Source organism: Arthrobacter sp. 210 2, assembly GCF_059093025.1.
In genome coordinates, this window is sequence record NZ_JBNHIE010000008.1 from 40,126 (window position 1) to 58,722 (window position 18,597).

Here is an 18,597-nt window from a genome sequence, read left to right on the forward strand (position 1 = left end):
GCCCGGCCTGCTGAACTAACGGTTACGCAGGCCCCTGCCCAGGGCTTCGTCCGGCAGCAGCTCTATGCTGACCAGATTGGGCCCCATGCCACGACGTTGTGGTTTCGGGAGCTCCGAGCGGTGGCTCTGCTGCCCTGCGTGGCCGGCGGCTACTTGCTGGTGCCGGCCTCGGGTGCGGTTCCTGTGGCTGTGCTGCCGGAGTGTCCGGAAGCCGTTGCATCCGTGCCGGGCTTGGTGCCCGCCGGTGCCGCCGTGGCCTCTTCCGTGGGGGCGGAAGTGGGCCTGGAACCGCTTTGGTTATCAGGGAGATTATCACGCGCTTCACTATCTGAGACAACGGGGTCCGGATCACGGACCTCATCGCCGGTGTTTACGGCAGCATTTCCGGCGACCGTTTTCGCCGGTTCACGGCCGGGCAAGAACACGCTGTCCGGTTCCGGACGGCCCTTCCTGCCCAACAGGATAAAGGCAACCAGGGCCACGGAAAAGACCAGGATGCTTGTCCAGACGTTAAGCCTCGTGGTGATACCGAAGAGGGAGATCTGTTCGGCATCGTCAATGCGCATCGCTTCGATCCAGACCCGGCCCAGGGTGTAATACATGGCGTACAGCCAGAAGAGCCTGCTCCGGCGGAAATTGAATTTCCGGTCCAGGGCGAGCAGGATCAGGACGCCCGCCACGTTCCACAGGGACTCGTAGAGGAACGTGGGGTGGAACAGGGTGTCGGCAGGCACGCCTGCCGGGAAGTTGGCGTTCTCGGCGTCGATCTGCAGGCCCCACGGGAGCGTGGTGGGGCTGCCGAAGAGTTCCTGGTTGAAGTAGTTGCCCCAGCGGCCTACTGCCTGGGCAAGCAGGAGGCCCGGTGCGGCGGCGTCCAGGAAAGCGGTGAGCTTGACGCCGCTGCGGCGGCAGCCGATCCAGGCGCCCACGACGCCGAGCACCACGGCGCCCCAGATTCCGAGGCCGCCGCGCTGGATCTGCGGGATCAGCGAGAGGTCGCCCGTGCCGTCGAAGCCCGGCCCGAAGTAGGCGTCCGGCGACGAGAACACGTGGTACAGCCGGCCGCCGATGATGCCGAACGGGATGGCCCAGACCACGATGTCCCAGACGCTTCCTTCAGGCGCGCCGCGCTTTGCCCAGCGGGCGGAGGTCAGCCAGAGGCCCACCACGATGCCGGCCAGGATGCACAGGGCGTAGGCGTGGATGCGCAGCGTTCCCCACGGCAGGGGAATGTCGAACCCGGACCAGTCCGGGCTCGGAATGCTGGCGGGCACCAGGGCAGGGACCAGGGCGGCCGCCTGAAGGATGGTCTGCATGGGGTCAGGCTTCTTCCCGTGTCAGGCCGGAGCTCAGGTCCTTGGTGAGGGCAGCGACGGCGTCAACGCCGCCGTCACGGACTGCTGCTACCAGGGCCGTGCCCACGATGACACCTTCCGCGTAGGCGGCGATCTCGCGCACCTGGTCTGCGGTGGAAACGCCCAGTCCCACGCACACACGCTCAGCACCGGCGGCATGTGCCGCAGCCACAACGTCCTTCGCGGCGGTGCTGACGGAGGAACGGGCTCCGGTGACGCCCATGATGGACACGGCATACACGAAGCCGCGGCTCGCATCCACGGTGCGCTGCATGCGCTCGGCGGTGGACGACGGCGCCACCAGGAACACCCGGTCAAGGCCGTACTTGTCGGAGGCTGCCATCCATTCTGCGGCCTCGTCGGGGATGAGGTCGGGGGTGATCAGGCCTGCTCCCCCGGCTTCGGAGAGGCGGCGGGAGAACTCGTCCACGCCCATCCGGACCACGGGGTTCCAGTAGGTCATGACCAGGACGGCGGCGTCGGTCTTGCTGGTGATGCCGGCCACCACGTCGAACACCTGGCTGACGCGGAAGCCGTTGGCCAGCGCCTCGGTGGTGGCTGCCTGGATGACCTGGCCGTCCATGACGGGGTCAGAGTAGGGAATGCCGATCTCGATCAGGTCGGCACCGTTTTCGGCCAGTGCGATGCCGGCGGCGATGGTCGCTTCCACGCTGGGGTAGCCCGCGGGCAGGTAACCGATGAGGGCGGCACGGCCTTCGGCGCGTGCCTTGTCGATGGCTGCCGCCGATTTGCTGGTCATCTGTGCCTTGCCGGCCATCTGTGCGCTGCTCACAGCTGCTCCCCCTCTTTGCCGATTTCCGATTCCGCGGATTCCTTGTCCAGCAGGTCAAACCATTCGGCCGCCGTGGCCACGTCCTTGTCGCCGCGTCCCGAAAGGTTCACGATCACGATCTTGTCCGCTGCGGCAGCTGCGTCTTCGGCGGCAAGCCGCTGGCCCACCTTGATGGCACCGGCCAGGGCGTGCGAGGACTCGATGGCGGGGATGATGCCCTCGGTGCGGCACAGGAGCCGGAAGGCATCCATGGCTTCGCTGTCCGTGATGGGTTCGTAGCTGACCCGGCCGATGTCCGCGAGGTAGGAGTGTTCCGGTCCCACGCCGGGGTAGTCGAGCCCTGCCGAGATGGAGTGGGACTCGATGGTCTGGCCGTCATCGTCCTGCATGAGGTAGGAACGGGCGCCGTGCAGGACGCCCGGCTTGCCCAGCGTGATGGTGGCGGCGTGGCGTCCGGTGTCCACGCCGTCGCCGCCGGCTTCGAAGCCGTAGATCTTGACCGACGGATCATCAAGGAAGCCGTGGAAGATGCCGATGGCGTTGGACCCGCCGCCGATGCAGGCACAGACGGCGTCCGGCAGGCGTCCTTCCTGGTCCAGGATCTGGGCGCGGGCTTCCTCACCGATGACCTCATGGAAGTAGCGGACCATCGCGGGGAACGGGTGGGCGCCGGCGGCCGTACCCAGCAGGTAGTGGGTGTTGTCCACGTTGGCCACCCAGTCCCGGAGGGCGTCATTAATGGCGTCCTTGAGGGTCTGCGAGCCGCTCGTGACGGGAATGACGGTGGCGCCCAGAAGCTCCATGCGGGCGACGTTCAGCGCCTGGCGGCGGCAGTCCTCGGCACCCATATAGACCACGCATTCGAGGCCCATGAGGGCCGCGGCGGTGGCACTGGCAACGCCGTGCTGGCCGGCGCCGGTCTCGGCGATGACCCGGGTTTTGCCCATGCGCTTGGCGAGCAGCGCCTGGCCCAGCACGTTGTTGATCTTGTGCGAGCCGGTGTGGTTAAGGTCCTCGCGCTTGAGGAATACCCGGACTCCCCCGGCATGCTGGGAAAACCGCTTGGCTTCGGTCAGCAGCGAGGGACGGCCGGAGTAGTTCTTGTTCAGGTCCGCGATCTGGGCCCGGAACTCGGGATCGTCCTTGGCCTTGTCGAACGTTTCCTCGAGTTCGTCCAGGGCGGCGATGAGGGATTCGGGCATCCAGCGTCCGCCGTAGTTTCCGAAGTACGGCCCCGGGGCGTGCCGGAGCGAGCCGCCCTGCAGGAATGCTTCCGCGGCGTTGTGGTCAGCGTTGCCTGAAGGTGCGTCGGCCATCAGTCCCGTCCTGTTCAAGTTGATCGGTCAAAAGTATGGCCCGGCCGAAGCCGGGAGTTATGCCGGGCACCATTGCTCTTCGAGCGGCACCCCTGCCGCGCGTCGTACAGGGCGGCCGGTCAGCCGCGTGCGGCGATGGCGGCGGCGCCGGCGGCAGTGAACTCCGCGATCCGCTCCCGGGGGGTGGAGTGGCTCACCAGCGCCTCGCCCACCAGCACGGCGTTGGCGCCGCTTGCGGCGTAGTGGGTGACGTCGTCGACGTCCCGTACGCCCGATTCGGCAACCACGAGGGCCCCGGCCGGGATCTGCCCGGCCAGTGCCGCGAACACCGAACGGTCGACGTCGAGTGTTTTCAGGTTCCGCACGTTGACGCCGATGATGCGCGCGTCCGCCGCGGCCGCCCGTTCAACTTCCTCTTCGGTGTGCGTCTCCACCAGGACGCTCATGCCAAGTTCGGAGCTGAGGGCACTGAATTCGGCAAGCTGGGCGTCGGAAAGGGCGGCAACGATCAGCAGGATCAGGTCCGCGCCGTGGGCGCGGGCTTCCCAGATCTGGTATTCGTCAAGCGTGAAGTCCTTGCGCAGCAGGGGGACGTCGACGGCGGCGCGTACCGCGTCGAGGTCTGCCAGGGACCCGTTGAAGCGGCGCTGTTCGGTCAGGACGCTGATGACGGAAGCCCCGCCGTCGGCGTACTGCCTGGCCAGCGAGGCAGGATCGCCGATGCTGGCGAGGTCACCTTTGGAGGGACTGCGCCGCTTGATTTCCGCGATGACCTTGAGCTGGTCGCGGGACGCCGAGGGGCCGCCGAGGGCTGCCCAGGCGTCGCGGGCAGGTGCAGCGCCCTGCGCCAGGTCTTTCAGTTCAGCCAGGGAAACGAGCCGTTTCCTGGCCTCCATATCCTCCCGGACACCGGCATTGATGTCGTCGAGAACAGTTGCCATCAGTGGCCGGAGTTCTTCAGCTTGCTGCCTTCGACGCCGTAGCCTGCCTTGCGCATGATGTAGCCGAGGATCAGGCCGAGCACCATCACGCCGCCGCCGGCGATGAAGATGGGGGTGTTGGCGATGACGAAGGCGATCGACATGATCAGCGCGCCGACCAGCATGACAATGACGCAGGTCCAGGCTGCCGGGCTGTTGCCGTGGCCCAGTTCCTGGCTGTGGTCGATGGCGCCGGGGGCTACCGTGCGGGTGCCGGACTTGGAAACGGACGCAGGTGCTTTGCTCATGGAAAATCTCCTCAGGATGAATACTGCTTACATTCTGCCATTTTTTGGCCCGCGACCGGTCATCGGCCGGCCGCGTCCGCTGCCCGGTGAAGGCCAGTGCGGGGGTCAGGTGGGATCGTCACCGCGTGACAGCCGGTCCCAGCTGTCGATTTCGTCAACGGGACCTGCTGTTGCTGTGCTGCCCGCCGCTGTGGGAGCGTCATATTTGGTCCTGGTTTTCCAGTACCGGCCTGCCGGGATGATGAGCAGGGCAGCAAGGGCGAGCAGGCAGCCGGCGACGACGGCCAGGGTGGGGAACGCGGTCACCGCCACGTGCGCCTGGGCGCCGGTGACGCCGGTGGCGGCGGCGATGGATCCCTGTGCCGCGGCGAGCGGGTCGGCCAGGACGGTGGCCGCCGCGGCGACGATGCCGGCCGAGGCAAGGACGATGATGGCGGTGATGATCCAGCGCGCGATCCTGCCGGCGATGGCGGCCGCGAGTCCGCCCGCGAGGGCCACCAGGGCAAGTGCGGTCACGGCGGTGGCAGCCTTGCTGCCCTGAACCTCGAGCGCCTCCTGCGCAGCCCCGGCCTGGCCCACTTGGTCGGGGTTCACGGTGACGGACATCCACGTTTGCGTGGTGGCCCCGAAGACGGCCAGTGCCAGCACAGCGATCAGCAGCACCAGTGAAGACTTGCGGGCCCAGGCGGGTGCCGCCTTTGCCGCGGCAGCCGCCTGTCCTGCTGCCTGTCCCGCGTTGGGCATCAGGCGTCCGTCCCGCCGGGGAGGGATTCCGCCGAGATGTTCTGCAGGGAGCCGGCAGTGTGGACCGCGCGGAGCGGGGCCGCGGCCTTGTTCACGGTTTCGAGTGCTTCGGTGGGGTTGACGGAGTCTGCCACGATGCCGCCGCCGGCCTGGACGTACGCGCGTCCCTCCCTGATCAGGGCAGAGCGGATGGCAATGGCCATGTCCATGTCGCCGGCGAAATCGAGGTAGCCCACCACGCCGCCGTAGATGCCGCGGCGGTGCGGTTCCAGCTCGTCCAGCAGCCGCAGCGCCCGCGGCTTGGGTGCGCCGGAGAGGGTGCCCGCCGGGAACGTGGCTTTCAGGACGTCATAGGCCTTCGCGTGCGGCGCGAGCTCGCCCACCACGGTGGACACCAGGTGCATGATGTGGCTGAAGCGCTCCACTTCCATGAACTGGGTGACGTCCACGGTTCCCGCGACGCAGACCTTGGACAGATCGTTGCGTGACAGGTCCACGAGCATGAGGTGCTCGGCACGTTCCTTCTGGTCGGCCAGGAGCTCCTCGGCGAGGGCTTTGTCCGCCTCGACGGTTTTGCCGCGCGGCCGGGAGCCGGCGATGGGGTGCGTGATGACCTCTTCACCGGTGACGGTGACCAGTGCCTCGGGTGAGGACCCCACGATCGAGTATTCCCGGCCGTCGGCGTCCTCGAGGCTGAAGATGTACATATACGGACTGGGATTGGTGTTCCGCAAAACCCGGTAGACGTCCAGTGCCGAAGCGCTGCACTCCATTTCGAAGCGCCGCGAGATGACCACCTGGAACACCTCGCCGTCCACGATGGCTTCCTTGCCGCGGTCCAGGGCGGCCAGGTACTCGGCTTCGTCCCAGCGTTCCTGGACGCTGGAGGCGAAGTCCAGGGCAGCGGGCGCCAGGACCGAGACAGGCTGCGCCACCGGGGTGCTGACCTGGGCCAGGAGTGCCTTGACCCGGGCCACGGCGTCGTGCCAGGCCTCGTCCACGCGCTCGGAGCTGTTGTCGAAGTTGATGGCGTTGGCGATGAGCAGCACGGTGCCGTCCACATTGTCGTGGACCGCCATGTCGGTCACCAGGTTCAGCGCCATTTCCGGCAGCTGCAGGTCGTCCTCGGGCGGGCTCACCAGCCGCTCCCAGTGCCGGACCGTTTCCCAGCCGAGGAAACCCACCAGCCCGGAGGTGAAGGGCGGCAGGCCGTCGAACCGGTCGGTGCGCAGGGCGTCGATGGTGTCGCGGATGGCGTCCACCGGGCTGCCGTCCAGCGGCACTCCCACCGGCGGCTCCCCCAGCCAGTGTGCGTTTCCGTCCTTGGTGGTCAAGGTAGCCCGTGACTTTGCACCGATAAACGAGTAGCGGGACCAGGCACCGCCCACTGCTGCGGACTCCATCAGGAATGTCCCGGGCTGGCCCTGCGCCAGCTTCCGGTACAGGCCGATGGGAGTTTCGGCGTCCGCGAGCACCTTAAGCCTGACGGGAATGACACGGCTGTGGCCGGCCAGTTCCCGGAATTCCTCCAGGCTCGGGCTAATGATTCCAAGGTCCTGCATGGCTATGCTTTCCGCCTGTTCTTGTGAGGGCCGGCCTGGCCGGACGCCTTGAATGTTCTTGCAGAAGGCCGGGCTGCTGCTGCGACGGCAGCGGATGCCCGCGCGGCTACTGCTCCGGTTTCAGCCCGCCTGGGCCGTGGTGACGTTCAGCTCCCGGCCGTCGAAGCAGGTCCGGGTGCCGGTGTGGCAGGCGGCACCCACCTGATCGACGCGCACCAGCAGAGCATCGCCGTCGCAGTCCATGGCAACGGACTTTACCCACTGAACGTGGCCGGAGGTGTCCCCCTTGCGCCAGTACTCCTGCCGGGAACGTGAGTAGAACGTCACGCGGCCGGTGGTCATGGTCCGGTGGAGGGCTTCGTCGTCCATCCAGCCGAGCATAAGGACCTCATTCGTGTCGAACTGCTGCACGACGGCGGCAACCAGGCCTGCGCTGTCGCGCTTCAGGGCGGCGGCCAGCGCGGAAGGCAACGGGCTTTCAGTAAGGGCCGCTGCAGGGGCGCCGGAGGGGGCTCCGGGCACGGCGGAACCGGGGGTTTGGACGGGGGCGGGCTGCTCAGACATCAGGTCAAGTCTAGTGCCTTCGGCGGACCCGGATCGGATGTGAACAAAGGCACGCCAGCAGCCGCAGGTACGCTGCCCAACTTCCGGCCTCTCGTGCTAGTTTCACAAGTGATGCATTACGTCGAACCGTCCCGAGAAGTCCTGGCCGAGACCCTGCTTGCGGCCGGTCCCGATGCGCCCACGCTGTGCAAGGGCTGGCGTACCAGGGATCTTGCCGCGCACCTGTACCTGCGTGAACGCAAGGCTGCCGTGGGACTGGGCCTGATCATCAAACGCCTGGCCAAAGCATCGGACCAGGCGACCGCCAGGCTGGCCGCGAAGCTGACCACGGCGGAGGACTATGCCGGGCTGGTGAACACCTTCCGCGCCGGGCCGCCGGCCCTTTCCCCGATGAACATCAAGGCGCTGGACGAAAGCTCCAACCTCATTGAGTACTTTGTGCACACCGAGGACGTCCGCCGTGCCGTGGACCGCTGGGCGCCACGTGCCCTGGACGAGGCCTACTCCGACGCCCTGTGGGACGAACTCGTGAAGCGCGCCGCCATCCTGTACCGCGGCGTCGACCTTGGCATCGTGCTCGTGCGCCCGTCGGGTCCCCGCCACGTCGCCAAGCGCGCACCGGTCTCGGTGGCCATTGTCGGCGAGCCGGGTGAACTGCTGATGCACGCCCACGGCCGTACCCGCCACGCCCTCGTCACGTTCGAAGGCCAGCCGGACGCCGTCGCACTCCTCCAGTCAGCCGAAGTAGGGCTCTAGTCCCCACCCGCACCCTAACCTCGCAAGCTCGGCCAGGGAACCCTGCGGGCGTGGGCCCACGGCTCGACCACCGAATCGTTAGCGGACTTCGAAGCCTGCTGCCCTGATGGCGTCCTTGACCTGGTGCATCATGTCGTTCGGACCCCAGTGGAAAATCGATGCAGCCAGCACGGCGTCGGCACCTGCCGCCACCGCGGGCGGGAAGTGGGCCGGTTCCCCGGCCCCGCCCGAGGCGATGAGCGGAACCTTGACGGCAGCCCGGACCATGCGGATCATTTCCAGGTCGAACCCGTCCTTGGTGCCGTCGGCGTCGATGGAGTTGAGCAGGATCTCCCCCACGCCACGGTCGGCGGCTTCCTTGGCCCATTCGATGGCGTCGATTCCGGTGCCGGTGCGCCCGCCGTGGGTGGTCACCTCGAAGCCCGACGGCGTGGGCTTCGATCCGGGGCGGGTGCGGCGGGCATCGACGGACAGGACGAGGACCTGGGAACCGAAGTGCCGGGTGATTTCGTCGATGACGTCCGGGCGGGCGACGGCGGCAGTGTTGATGGCCGCTTTGTCCGCACCGAAGCGCAGCAGCTTGTCCACCTCCGCTACGCCGCGGACGCCGCCCCCCACGCAAAGAGGAATGAACACTTCCTCCGCGGTGCGGCGGACCACGTCGAAGGTGGTCTCGCGGTTGCCGGATGACGCCGTGACATCAAGGAACGTCAGTTCGTCGGCCCCCGCATTGTCGTAGCGGTGCGCCAGCTCCACAGGGTCGCCCGCGTCGCGGAGGCCTTCGAAGTTAACGCCTTTGACGACGCGCCCGGCGTCCACGTCAAGGCAGGGAATGACGCGTACTGCTACTGCCATGGGAACTCCTGGAATGTTGCGGTTGGTACTGCTGCGCGGGCCGGCTCAGATGCGGCAGGCGTGGATGCTGCTGACCAGGATGGCGCGGGCGCCGAGGTCGTAGAGCTCGTCCATGATCCGGTTGGTTTCCTTCTTGGGCACCATGGACCGGACGGCAACCCAGTCGGAGTCCCGCAGCGGGGAGACGGTGGGCGATTCCAGGCCGGGGGTCAGGGCGGCTGCCTTCTCCACGAGTTCCTTGCGGATGTCGTAGTCCATCAGGACGTACTGCCGGGCTACCAGGACGCCCTGCAGGCGCCGGATGAGGACGTCGATTTCCCTGGCGGTCCCGTTGGCGGCGCCGCCTGCGCCGGTACGGCGGATCAGGACTGCCTCGGACTTGAGGATCGGATCGCCGAAGATTTCCATGCCGGCGGCCTTGAGCGTGTTGCCGGTCTCCACGACGTCCGCGATGGCGTCGGCCACGCCCAGCCGGACCGAGGATTCCACGGCGCCGTCCAGGCGGACCACCTTGGCGTTGATGCCGCGTTCAGCCAGGTAGGTGCGGAGGAGTCCGTCGTAGCTGGTGGCCAGGCGCTTGCCCTCAAGCTCCTCAACCTTGCCGAAATCCCCGACCGGGCCGGCGAAGCGGAAGGTGGAGGCGGCGAATCCCAGCGGAAGCAGCTCCTCTGCCTCTACCTCCGCGTCCAGCAGCAGGTCGCGTCCGGTGATGCCGACGTCGAGCGTTCCCTGGCCGACGTACACGGCGATGTCACGCGGGCGCAGGAAGAAGAACTCGATGTCATTGTCCGGGTCCACCATGACCAGTTCGCGGGTGTCGCGGCGCTGGCGGTATCCGGCTTCGGACAGCATGGCGGAGGCGGCTTCGGACAGGGATCCCTTGTTGGGGACGGCTACTCGCAGCATGGGAAATCTTTCTGGATTGGGAGGTCTAGGTGTTCAGGCAGTGCAGGCCACAGCGTGCACGGCGGCTCGAGGCGCGCCGGACCGGTGGCTACAGATGCTTGTAGACGTCTTCCAGGGTCAGGCCTTTGGCGAGCATCAGAACCTGCAGGTGGTACAGCAGCTGGGAGATTTCCTCTGCCGCGGCTTCATCGGATTCATATTCGGCAGCCATCCAAACCTCGGCTGCTTCCTCAACGACTTTTTTGCCGATGCCGTGAACACCGGACTCCAATTCAGCGACGGTGCGGGAGCCTTCCGGGCGGGTGGCTGCCTTCTCGCTGAGCTCAGCGAACAGCGTCTCGAAATTCTTCACGCCCTCCAGCCTACTTGCTGCGGCCCGAAGGGCGCTTCCCGGGCCGTTGCATGACGGGCGCGATGTGAGCGAATACACACCGCGCCCCTCGGATGCTAGGAGTACTGCTTGAGGACGACGGCGGTGGCCAGCGCCGCCGTGGCGGCCTCGTGTCCCTTGTCTTCCTTGGAGCCGGGGAGGCCGGCGCGGTCCAGGCCCTGCTGTTCGGTGTCGCAGGTGAGGACGCCGAAGCCCACGGGTACGCCGGTGGCCACACTGACGTCGGTGAGTCCCGACGTCGCGGCCTGGCAGACGTAGTCGAAGTGCGGCGTGCCGCCGCGGATGACGACGCCGAGGGCCACGACGGCGTCGAAGTGCGGTGCCAGCCGCGCGGCAGCGACCGGCAGTTCGAAGCTGCCGGGGACGCGCAGGACGGTGGGCTCGGCGATGCCGGCATCCTTCGCGGCGCGCAGGGCTCCGTCGAGGAGTCCGTCCATGATCTGGGTGTGCCAGCTGGCCGCCACGATCGCCAGCCGCAGCTGCGACGTTTCGGCGGGGTTGAGGGTGCTGAGGTCGATGTCGGGGGCGCCGTGTCCGCTCATAGGTTCGTTTGTTCCGTTCAGTCTTGTTCGTGGATAAAAGTGTCGGGGGTGGTCACGGGCACAGGTGCCACGTGGTTGTCCAGGATCAGGCGGTGCTCCATCCGGTCCTTCTTGGTCTGCAGGTAGCGGATGTTCTGGTCCCGGGACGGTACTTCGGTGGGGACCATCTCCACTACCTTGACGCCGGCACGTGCCAGCCTGTTCTGCTTGTCCGGATTGTTGCTCAGCAGCCGGACCTCGTGGAGGCCCATCTCGGCAAGCACCTGGGCTGCGGCGTTGTACGAGCGCGCATCCACCGGGAGTCCCAACTGCTCATTGGCCTCCACCGTGTCGAAGCCGGCCTCCTGCAGCGCGTAGGCCTTGATCTTGTTGGCGAGGCCGATGCCGCGGCCTTCCTGGCCGCGCAGGTACAGCAGTGTTCCGCCGTGCTCGTGGATCACTTCAAGCGCATAGGCCAGCTGCTCGCCGCAGTCACAACGGTACGAGCCGAACACGTCACCCGTGAGGCATTCGGAGTGCAGGCGGACCAGGGGTGCCTTGCCGTCGCGGGGAGGGTTGGGGGAACTGACAGCCAGGTGTTCAACGCCGGTCACAAGGTCTGTCCATGCCTGCGCCACGAAATCGCCGAAAGCGGTGGGCAGCTGCACGATGGGGCCGCCGCTGACCGGATGGGGCACAACACCGCTGCCGGTGCGTCCCGTCCGGTGGCCATCCTGGTGCATGCCGTCGCTGGCTGCGGACGCCGTCATCTTGTCTCCTTCTTCCCGCCCGGAACCTCCCGGGCGCTGTCGTGGGGAACACCCGGCCCTGCTGCGAGGTAGGCCGCCAGGTCCTCAATGGAGACCAGGGGGCAGCCATGCTCTGCCGCAAAGGCGCGGAGCCCGTCCAAACGCATCATCTCGCCGTCGTCGTACACCACTTCTGCAATGACGCCCACCGGCTCAAGGCCGGCCAGGCGGCACAGGTCCACCGCGGCCTCGGTGTGGCCCGGGCGTTCCCGCACACCTCCGTCAACTGCACGGAGCGGAAATATATGCCCCGGCCGGGTGACTGACGCGGGCACGGACTGCGGATCCGCCAGCACCCGGGCCGTGAGGGCCCGGTCCGTGGCCGAGATCCCGGTGCTGACACCCACGGCCGCATCGCAGGAGACAGTGTAGGCGGTTCCCTTGGCATCTTCGTTCACTTCCACCATGGGCGGCAGTGCCAGGGCATCCGCGCGGTCGCCGGAGAGCGGGACGCAGATGACGCCGGAGCTGTAGCGGATGGTCCATCCCATCAGCGCCGGGGTGGCGTGCTGGGCGGCGAAGATGATGTCGCCTTCGTTTTCCCGGTCCTCGTTGTCCACCACCAGCACGGGCCGGCCGGCGGCGATGGCCCGTACTGCTTCCTCGATGGAATCAAGTGCGCGGCCAGGTTCCGCCTGGGCGTTGCCGGCCAGGGCGCTGCCGGTCCCGGAACCGGCGACGGCGGCGCCGGTCACCTCGGGCTGGAGCCGGAGGGCGGCGTTCATCGCGCGCCTCCTTCGGCAGCGGCAGGGCGGGACGTGCTGAACGCCAGCAGGCGTTCGGTGTACTTGGCCAGGACGTCCACCTCGAGGTTGACCCGGCTGCCCGTACGCTTGGCGCCCAGGCCGGTCTCCGCCAGGGTGGTGGGAATCAGACCCACTTCGAACCATGGCTCGGGTTCGGTGGCGGCACTGACGGCCGTGACGGTGAGGGATACGCCGTCGATGGCGATGGACCCTTTTTCGGCGATGTAGCGGGCCAGGTTGGCGGGCACACCGAAGCGGAGGCGTTCCCAGTTGCCCAGCGGCTCCCGCTCCAGCAGGACTCCCACCCCGTCCACATGGCCCTGCACCACATGGCCGTCCAGCCGTCCGCCGGCCGGGACGCAGCGTTCCAGGTTCACGGAGTCGCCCGCAGCGAGTTCGCCGATAGTGCTGCGGACCAGAGTCTCCCCCATGACGTCCACGCTGAACTCCTTGCCGTCAATTTCCGTGGCCGTCAGGCAGACACCGTTGACTGCGATCGAGCCACCCAGGGCAAGGCCCTCCGTGGTGCTTGGTGCCTCGAGCCGGACTGTGGCGCTGGTGTCGCCGTCACGGTCCACGGACAGGACGTGTCCCTGTTCGGCAATAATTCCGGTAAACATCAGTAGCCTCCCTGGGCTTGCTCCGCGCTGCCGCGGGACGGTTGTGGGTTGAGTGCTGGTTGTGGATCGAGGGCAACGGTCCGTTGCGGTCTCAGGTGAAGTCTCAGGTCGCGGCCCAGCGTACGCACCGCACCGCCGTCGGACGCGTCCCACTCCCATTGCTGGGCGTCGGGAAGGCTCGTGATGCCCAGGCCGTTCAGGGCCGGAGTTCCGGACCCCAACAGGGTGGGGGCGAGGTACACGATGAGTTCATCAACCAGCCCGGCGGTGAGGAATGCGCTGAGGATGCGCGAGCCTCCCTCCACCATGATGTGGCGGGCGCCGGATGCGTAGAGCGTGGACAGGGCCTCCCGGGGTTCCCGGGTGGGAAGGTGCATGGCCAGGCCGTCGTCACCGCGGATGGCGGCCCCGGCCGGGATGTCGCGAAGTCCCATGACGGCACGCACCGGCTGCTTGGCAGCGGGTGCTCCCTGGGGATCACGGGCGGTCAGCCTCGGATTGTCCACCAGCACAGTCTGCGTGCCCACCAGGATGGCGTCGATGCGGGTGCGGATGGCGTGATTGTCGATCAGGGATTCCGGGCTTGAGATCCACTGGCTGGTGCCGTCCTCGGCGGCGATGCGGCCGTCGAGGGTCTGCGCGATATGCAGCGTGACGAAGGGACGCCGGGCAGCCACCGCCTCGAACCAGCGGCGGTTCAGGTCCAAAGATTCGGCGGCGCCGAGTCCGCTGCGGACCCGGACCCCCGCGGAACGGAGCGTTGCGGCTCCGCCGGCGGCGGGGTCATGGGGATCGTCCACGGCGTACACCACGTCGGTGATGCCGGCGGCGATGATGGCCTCGGCGCAGGGGCCGGTACGGCCCACATGGTTACATGGCTCCAGCGTCACCACCATGGTGGATCCGGCCAGGTCAAGCCCTGCAGCATTGGCCTGCGCGATCGCGTCAGCCTCAGCGTGCGCAGTTCCCGCGCCGCGGTGGAATCCGGTCACGAGGGTGCGGCCTTCAGGATCGACGACGACGGCGCCCACCAGCGGGTTCGCCCCGCGCGGCCCCTGCAGGGCTGCTTGGAGGGCGGCCTCCATGGCAGCGGTTTCAGTCGCGCTGAAGGCTGTGACGGTTCCGGCGGCGGGGCTCAGCCCCGGGTGTCCGGATGTCATGGTTTCGGTGGCGTCCGGACGGAGGTTTTGGCTTTTCGCCGTAACCGGCGGATTGCTGACCGTCATGCGGCTGCCACCACAATGGGGGTGGCTGCCGTCGAAGCAGCGGTGTTATCGGCATCAAAGAGCCATCGCTTGGGGTTCATTCCTGTGTCGTTCCTTCCCTCTCGAACCGCGATGGCTCCGGGGGTATACGACAGCAGAACGCTGCGGAGCCCTATGGCCCCGCAGATACAGCTGTACGTGCTTCTCTCATCCAGACTTTAACTGTCGGTACCGGAATTTCACCGGTTCAACCGTCTGCGGGGATTCTCCTAAGAAAACCACCGGCTCGCGGGTCGCGGACTGTCACCGCCGGTTCGGACTTACACCGACCCCGGAGCACGTATGTGTTTTGTTATTGTGCCACAACCGGAACCTACTCCCGGTTATTCCGACGCTGCGCGTAACGTCCGCGCGCCTTCCTGCCGCAGCCGGTCGATCGCGGCGGCAGGATCATCGGCGCCGTAGACAGCAGAACCGGCCACAAAGACGTTCGCGCCCGCTTCCGCAGCGCGGGTGATTGTCTCTTCGGTGATTCCGCCGTCCACCTGGATGGCTACGCCGATTCCCGAGCCGTCGATCGCCGCCCTCGCGCGGCGGATCTTGGGCAGTGTCACGTCCAGGAAAGCCTGGCCGCCGAAGCCCGGTTCCACGGTCATGATCAACAGCATGTCCAGTTCCTGCAGCATGTCCAGGTAGGGCTCCACCGCAGTAGCGGGCCGCAGGGCCATCCCGGCCTTGGAGCCCCTGCTCCGCAGTTCACGGGCCAGCTTCACGGGGGCGATGGACGCCTCGGCGTGGAACGTCACCGAGGCCAGGCCGGCGTCGGCGAAACCGGGTGCCCAGCGGTCGGCGTCGGAAATCATCAGGTGCGCGTCAAGCGGGACGGGGCTGACGGCCTGGATTCGCTGCACCACGGGCAGCCCGATGGTCAGGTTGGGCACGAAGTGGTTGTCCATAACGTCCACGTGCACGGCGTCGGCATTGCTGATGCGCTGCAGTTCAGCCTCAAGATTGACGAAGTCGGCGGAGAGGATGCTCGGGTTGATGCAGCATTGCGTCACGGGGTTGCCTTTCACTGTTTCTGCTTCTTCCTGATGAGGGCGAGGAACATGGCGTCGGTGCTGTGGACATGTGGCCAGAGCTGCGCCGTGGACTCGTGCCCGGCACCCAGGCTCCCCGTCAGGCTGACGGCGTCCAGGGCCGCACCGGCGTCGAGGAGTTCGAGGTCGTCGCGCTTGCGGAGGGCATCAGCCACCACGGCCTTGGTTTCGGCCGGATGCGGCGAGCAGGTGACATAGGCCACCACTCCCCCTGGCCGGACGGCGGCCAGCGCCGAAGCAAGGAGCTCCCGCTGCAGGGGACCAAGGTCCGTCAGGTCCTTTGGCGAACGGCGCCAGCGGGACTCCGGACGGCGGCGGAGGGCTCCCAGTCCGCTGCACGGTACGTCTACCAGTACGCGGTGGTATGACTCCGGCTGTTCTATGCCGACCTCGCGGCCGTCACCGGTACGGACCTGCCAGGTGTCGCGGGGAACGGCAGAGAGCGCCTGGCTGACGAGCTTGGCGCGGTGCGGCGCCGGTTCATTGGCCAGCAGGGTGGCCCCCCGTTCCCTGGCAAGGGCGCCGAGCAGCGCCGCCTTCCCGCCGGGGCCGGCGCACAGGTCCAGCCAGGCTTCAGCATTTCCGTCACGGGCGCCGTCAGGGCCGAGGTCCACCGCCGCCATGGCGCGGGCCACAAGCTGGGAGCCGACATCCTGGACGCGTGTGGTGCCTTCGCGGACGGAGGAAAGCCGGCCCAGGTCCCCGCCGCTGGACAGCGCCGACCCTTCCACCAGTTCCCCCGGGGTTGCGCCGTTTTCCAGCGCCTCGTCCAGGCTCCCCAGCCCCGGGAGTGCCACCAGGTTGACCACGGGTGCGGCGTTGTCTGCTTCCAGGAGTTCGTTGATCTCCGCCACCGGACGTCCGTGTGCCACCAGGGACTGGCGCATCGCGCGGACAATCCACTCCGGGTGGGCATGGCGGAGGGAAGCGATCCTGGTTTCATCGGTTTCGCCGTCCACCAGGAGGTCGAGCCATTCGTCGAGGCTGTGTGCTGTGACTTTGCGAAGCACGGCGTTGATCAGCGCTGACGGCCCTGCACCGATAACGGCGCGGGCCAGGCCCACGGTCTGGTCCAGGGCAGCATGGGCCGGGACCCGCATGGCGAGCAGCTGATGGGTTCCGATGCGCAGGGCATCCAGGATGGCCGGGTCAAGCTGGTCCAGCGGCCGGTCCACGCAGCGTGCCAGGATGGCGTCGTAGGTGCCCTGGCCACGGAGGGCCCCGTAACTGAGTTCAGTGGCGAAGCCGGCATCGCGCTTGTCCAGTCCGTGGTGGCGGATCCGGGTTGGCAGGACCAGGTTGGCGTAAGCGTCCTCGGCCGCTACGGCGCGCAGCACCTCGAACGCCACAAGGCGTGCGGGATCCGCCCGACGGGTGCGCTGGGACGGGGCGTTCCCGGTGAAGTTCCGCTGCGGGCCGCGATTGCGTTCGCGGCCCTGGGCGTTGCGCCGGCTGTCGTCCCGCGGGCCGCCCTTGCCGCGGCCGCCTTGGCCGGCGCCACGTCCGCCCGCGTTTCCCTGCCCCCCTGAATTGCCGCCGGACCCGCTCATTCGAACACCACGCTTTCCAGTGAACCTAAACCGCGTGCCCAGTCGGCAGCGGACATCATCTTTTTGCCGGCGGGCTGGATCCGGGTCAGTTCCACGGCGTGGGAGCCGGTGCCCACCAGGACGCTTTTGCCTTCTACTGCCATCGAGCCGGGCGCCAGCCCGGAGACATCGGGGCGGAGCCGGAGTGGTTCCAGTTTGACGCGTTGCCCGTGAAGCATCGTCCAGGCACCCGGCTCAGGAGTGACCCCCCGTGCCTGCCGTCCCAGGGCCAGGGCGGGATGGCCCCAGTTGAGGCGGCCGTCCTCAAGCGTGAGTTTCGGCGCCAGTGACACGTCCCCGAACTGGGGCTGCGGCGAGGCCTTCCCTGCTTCGATTGCCGAGAGCGTCTGTGCCAGGAGGACCGCGCCGCTGTGGGAAAGCCGTTCGAGCAGTTCACCGGCGGTGTCATCCGGACCCACCGTCTCGGTAAGTGTGCCATAAACAGGACCCGTGTCCAGGCCTTCCTCCAGCCGGAACGTCACGGCGCCGGTCACGTCGTCACCCGCCATCACTGAACGCTGCACGGGCGCCGCTCCGCGCCAGGCGGGCAGCAGCGAAAAGTGCAGGTTGACCCAGCCGTGGCGGGGTATGGCGAGGGCCGCGGGCGGGACCAGTCCGCCATAAGCCACGATGGCCGCAACATCGGGATTGACCGCTGCGATGCGGGCAGTGGCTTCGGCATCAACGCGGGCTGCACGGATGACCTCTATCCCGAGTTCGGCGGCACGGGCGGCAACGGGCGACGGCGTGAGCACGCGTTTGCGCCCGATGGGAGCGTCCGGACGCGTCAGGACGGCAACAACGTCAAAGCCTGCCTCGATGAGGGCATTCAGGGAGGGGACGGCGACGGTTGGCGTCCCTGCGAAGAGGACCCTCACCCGTTGATACCAGCCGCGCCGGCACCAAAGCTGGACCCGCCAAAGCTGGAGCCGCCGAAACTTGACCCTACTGTCTTGGCGCGTTTCGCCGTCGTGCGTTCCGTGACTGCCTCGTAGTTGGCGTTCCGGATGGAACGCAGGGCGGCCTTCCGGTCCTCCCCTTCCAGGCGGTCCGTGTAGAGGATGCCGTCCAGGTGGTCATTCTCGTGCTGGAAGCAGCGTGCCAGCATCCCCTCAGCCTCGACGGACACGGGGTTCCCGTTGACATCCACGCCGGTGACGCGGGTGGCGCGGAAGCGCTTTACAGGAAAGCCCAGGCCGGGGATGGAAAGGCAGCCTTCCACCTCATCGGGCTGGTAATCCTCGCTGTTGTCCAGCACAGGATTGATGATGTGTCCCTCGACGCCGTTGATGCGGTAGGTAAAGACGCGCTTGCTGACGCCCACTTGGGGCGCGGCGAGGCCTGCACCCTCCACGTCCTCCATGGTTTCGGTCATGTCCGCGACCAGTTTTGCAAGCTCAGGCCCGAAATCCGTCACGGGATCGGCGACTGTGCGCAGCACAGGATCGCCAATGATGCGGATATTCAGAATAGCCATGCGCTGTTTTTCCTTAAGGTTGCGGCAAAGGGGACCAATCCAGTTTAGGTGCTGTGACCG

21 protein-coding genes and 1 riboswitch are annotated in these 18,597 nt (G+C 67.4%); of the genes, 1 reads left to right on the forward strand and 20 read right to left on the reverse strand.

All coding sequences use genetic code 11. The annotated features are described in order from the left end of the window. Positions 1 to 149: 149 nt before the first annotated feature. The 8 genes from lgt to hisI all read right to left on the reverse strand — a co-directional run bounded on the left by lgt (position 150) and on the right by hisI (position 7,562). Complete coding sequence (lgt, locus tag AC5RWA_RS15195; protein WP_494058194.1) at positions 150 to 1,316, reverse strand: prolipoprotein diacylglyceryl transferase; 1,167 nt, start codon at positions 1,314 to 1,316, stop codon at positions 150 to 152. A gap of 4 nt (positions 1,317 to 1,320) precedes the next feature. Further along, complete coding sequence (gene trpA / locus AC5RWA_RS15200; protein WP_275729395.1) at positions 1,321 to 2,133, reverse strand: tryptophan synthase subunit alpha; 813 nt, start codon at positions 2,131 to 2,133, stop codon at positions 1,321 to 1,323. An 11-nt stretch (positions 2,134 to 2,144) separates the two neighbouring features. Next, positions 2,145 to 3,464 (reverse strand): tryptophan synthase subunit beta, encoded by a 1,320-nt coding sequence (trpB, locus tag AC5RWA_RS15205; protein WP_079597065.1) that lies wholly within the window; start codon positions 3,462 to 3,464, stop codon positions 2,145 to 2,147. 119 nt (positions 3,465 to 3,583) lie between these two features. Continuing rightward, positions 3,584 to 4,405 carry an indole-3-glycerol phosphate synthase TrpC gene (trpC, locus tag AC5RWA_RS15210; protein WP_494058195.1) on the reverse strand — a complete coding sequence of 274 codons (822 nt, stop codon included), beginning with the start codon at positions 4,403 to 4,405 and terminating at the stop codon, positions 3,584 to 3,586. Further along, positions 4,405 to 4,692, reverse strand: a complete 288-nt coding sequence (locus AC5RWA_RS15215) for an HGxxPAAW family protein (RefSeq protein ID WP_476246688.1) — start codon at positions 4,690 to 4,692, stop codon at positions 4,405 to 4,407. The genes trpC and AC5RWA_RS15215 overlap by 1 nt, the downstream gene beginning before the upstream one ends. Positions 4,693 to 4,797: 105 nt before the next feature. Beyond that, on the reverse strand, positions 4,798 to 5,436 hold the full coding sequence (locus tag AC5RWA_RS15220) for a Trp biosynthesis-associated membrane protein (protein WP_494058196.1): 639 nt from the start codon (positions 5,434 to 5,436) through the stop codon (positions 4,798 to 4,800). Continuing rightward, entirely contained in the window at positions 5,436 to 6,998 is a 1,563-nt protein-coding gene (locus AC5RWA_RS15225) for an anthranilate synthase component I (RefSeq protein ID WP_115524584.1), read from the reverse strand. The genes AC5RWA_RS15220 and AC5RWA_RS15225 overlap by 1 nt, the downstream gene beginning before the upstream one ends. 120 nt (positions 6,999 to 7,118) lie before the next feature. Then, positions 7,119 to 7,562, reverse strand: coding sequence for a phosphoribosyl-AMP cyclohydrolase (gene hisI / locus AC5RWA_RS15230; protein ID WP_115524585.1), 444 nt, complete (start codon positions 7,560 to 7,562; stop codon positions 7,119 to 7,121). A 111-nt stretch (positions 7,563 to 7,673) separates the two neighbouring features. Here hisI and AC5RWA_RS15235 point away from each other — a divergent pair, with 111 nt between their 5' ends. Next, positions 7,674 to 8,318, forward strand: coding sequence for a TIGR03085 family metal-binding protein (locus tag AC5RWA_RS15235; RefSeq protein WP_079597230.1), 645 nt, complete (start codon positions 7,674 to 7,676; stop codon positions 8,316 to 8,318). 78 nt (positions 8,319 to 8,396) lie between these two features. On the opposite strand, the gene hisF is transcribed toward AC5RWA_RS15235, so the two are convergent. From hisF to def, 12 genes are all read right to left on the reverse strand, one after another. Beyond that, a complete protein-coding gene (gene hisF, locus AC5RWA_RS15240; protein WP_079597071.1) occupies positions 8,397 to 9,173 on the reverse strand; it encodes an imidazole glycerol phosphate synthase subunit HisF in 777 nt (258 codons plus the stop codon). A gap of 45 nt (positions 9,174 to 9,218) precedes the next feature. Beyond that, the gene (hisG, locus tag AC5RWA_RS15245; protein WP_079597072.1) at positions 9,219 to 10,079 is read right to left on the reverse strand and encodes an ATP phosphoribosyltransferase; all 861 of its coding nucleotides are present in this window, start codon (positions 10,077 to 10,079) and stop codon (positions 9,219 to 9,221) included. Between the two features lie 88 nt (positions 10,080 to 10,167). Further along, the gene (locus AC5RWA_RS15250) at positions 10,168 to 10,431 is read right to left on the reverse strand and encodes a phosphoribosyl-ATP diphosphatase (RefSeq protein ID WP_009358176.1); all 264 of its coding nucleotides are present in this window, start codon (positions 10,429 to 10,431) and stop codon (positions 10,168 to 10,170) included. Between the two features lie 95 nt (positions 10,432 to 10,526). Next, a complete protein-coding gene (gene ribH / locus AC5RWA_RS15255; RefSeq protein ID WP_494058197.1) occupies positions 10,527 to 11,012 on the reverse strand; it encodes a 6,7-dimethyl-8-ribityllumazine synthase in 486 nt (161 codons plus the stop codon). Positions 11,013 to 11,029: 17 nt separating this feature from the next. Beyond that, positions 11,030 to 11,761 carry a GTP cyclohydrolase II gene (ribA, locus tag AC5RWA_RS15260; RefSeq protein WP_494058198.1) on the reverse strand — a complete coding sequence of 244 codons (732 nt, stop codon included), beginning with the start codon at positions 11,759 to 11,761 and terminating at the stop codon, positions 11,030 to 11,032. Next, on the reverse strand, positions 11,758 to 12,525 hold the full coding sequence (ribB, locus tag AC5RWA_RS15265; protein ID WP_494058199.1) for a 3,4-dihydroxy-2-butanone-4-phosphate synthase: 768 nt from the start codon (positions 12,523 to 12,525) through the stop codon (positions 11,758 to 11,760). The genes ribA and ribB overlap by 4 nt, the downstream gene beginning before the upstream one ends. Beyond that, positions 12,522 to 13,166, reverse strand: a complete 645-nt coding sequence (locus AC5RWA_RS15270; RefSeq protein ID WP_494058200.1) for a riboflavin synthase — start codon at positions 13,164 to 13,166, stop codon at positions 12,522 to 12,524. The genes ribB and AC5RWA_RS15270 overlap by 4 nt, the downstream gene beginning before the upstream one ends. After that, the gene (ribD, locus tag AC5RWA_RS15275) at positions 13,166 to 14,326 is read right to left on the reverse strand and encodes a bifunctional diaminohydroxyphosphoribosylaminopyrimidine deaminase/5-amino-6-(5-phosphoribosylamino)uracil reductase RibD (RefSeq protein ID WP_494058278.1); all 1,161 of its coding nucleotides are present in this window, start codon (positions 14,324 to 14,326) and stop codon (positions 13,166 to 13,168) included. The genes AC5RWA_RS15270 and ribD overlap by 1 nt, the downstream gene beginning before the upstream one ends. Positions 14,327 to 14,565: 239 nt before the next feature. After that, a riboswitch (FMN riboswitch) is annotated at positions 14,566 to 14,715 on the reverse strand. Positions 14,716 to 14,754: 39 nt separating this feature from the next. Continuing rightward, positions 14,755 to 15,432, reverse strand: coding sequence for a ribulose-phosphate 3-epimerase (gene rpe, locus AC5RWA_RS15280; RefSeq protein ID WP_079597231.1), 678 nt, complete (start codon positions 15,430 to 15,432; stop codon positions 14,755 to 14,757). An 11-nt stretch (positions 15,433 to 15,443) separates the two neighbouring features. Next, on the reverse strand, positions 15,444 to 17,021 hold the full coding sequence (locus tag AC5RWA_RS15285) for an RsmB/NOP family class I SAM-dependent RNA methyltransferase (RefSeq protein ID WP_494058201.1): 1,578 nt from the start codon (positions 17,019 to 17,021) through the stop codon (positions 15,444 to 15,446). Continuing rightward, the gene (gene fmt / locus AC5RWA_RS15290) at positions 17,018 to 17,938 is read right to left on the reverse strand and encodes a methionyl-tRNA formyltransferase (RefSeq protein WP_494058202.1); all 921 of its coding nucleotides are present in this window, start codon (positions 17,936 to 17,938) and stop codon (positions 17,018 to 17,020) included. The genes AC5RWA_RS15285 and fmt overlap by 4 nt, the downstream gene beginning before the upstream one ends. Further along, complete coding sequence (def, locus tag AC5RWA_RS15295) at positions 17,935 to 18,537, reverse strand: peptide deformylase (protein WP_079597080.1); 603 nt, start codon at positions 18,535 to 18,537, stop codon at positions 17,935 to 17,937. The genes fmt and def overlap by 4 nt, the downstream gene beginning before the upstream one ends. Between the last annotated feature and the right edge of the window lie 60 nt (positions 18,538 to 18,597).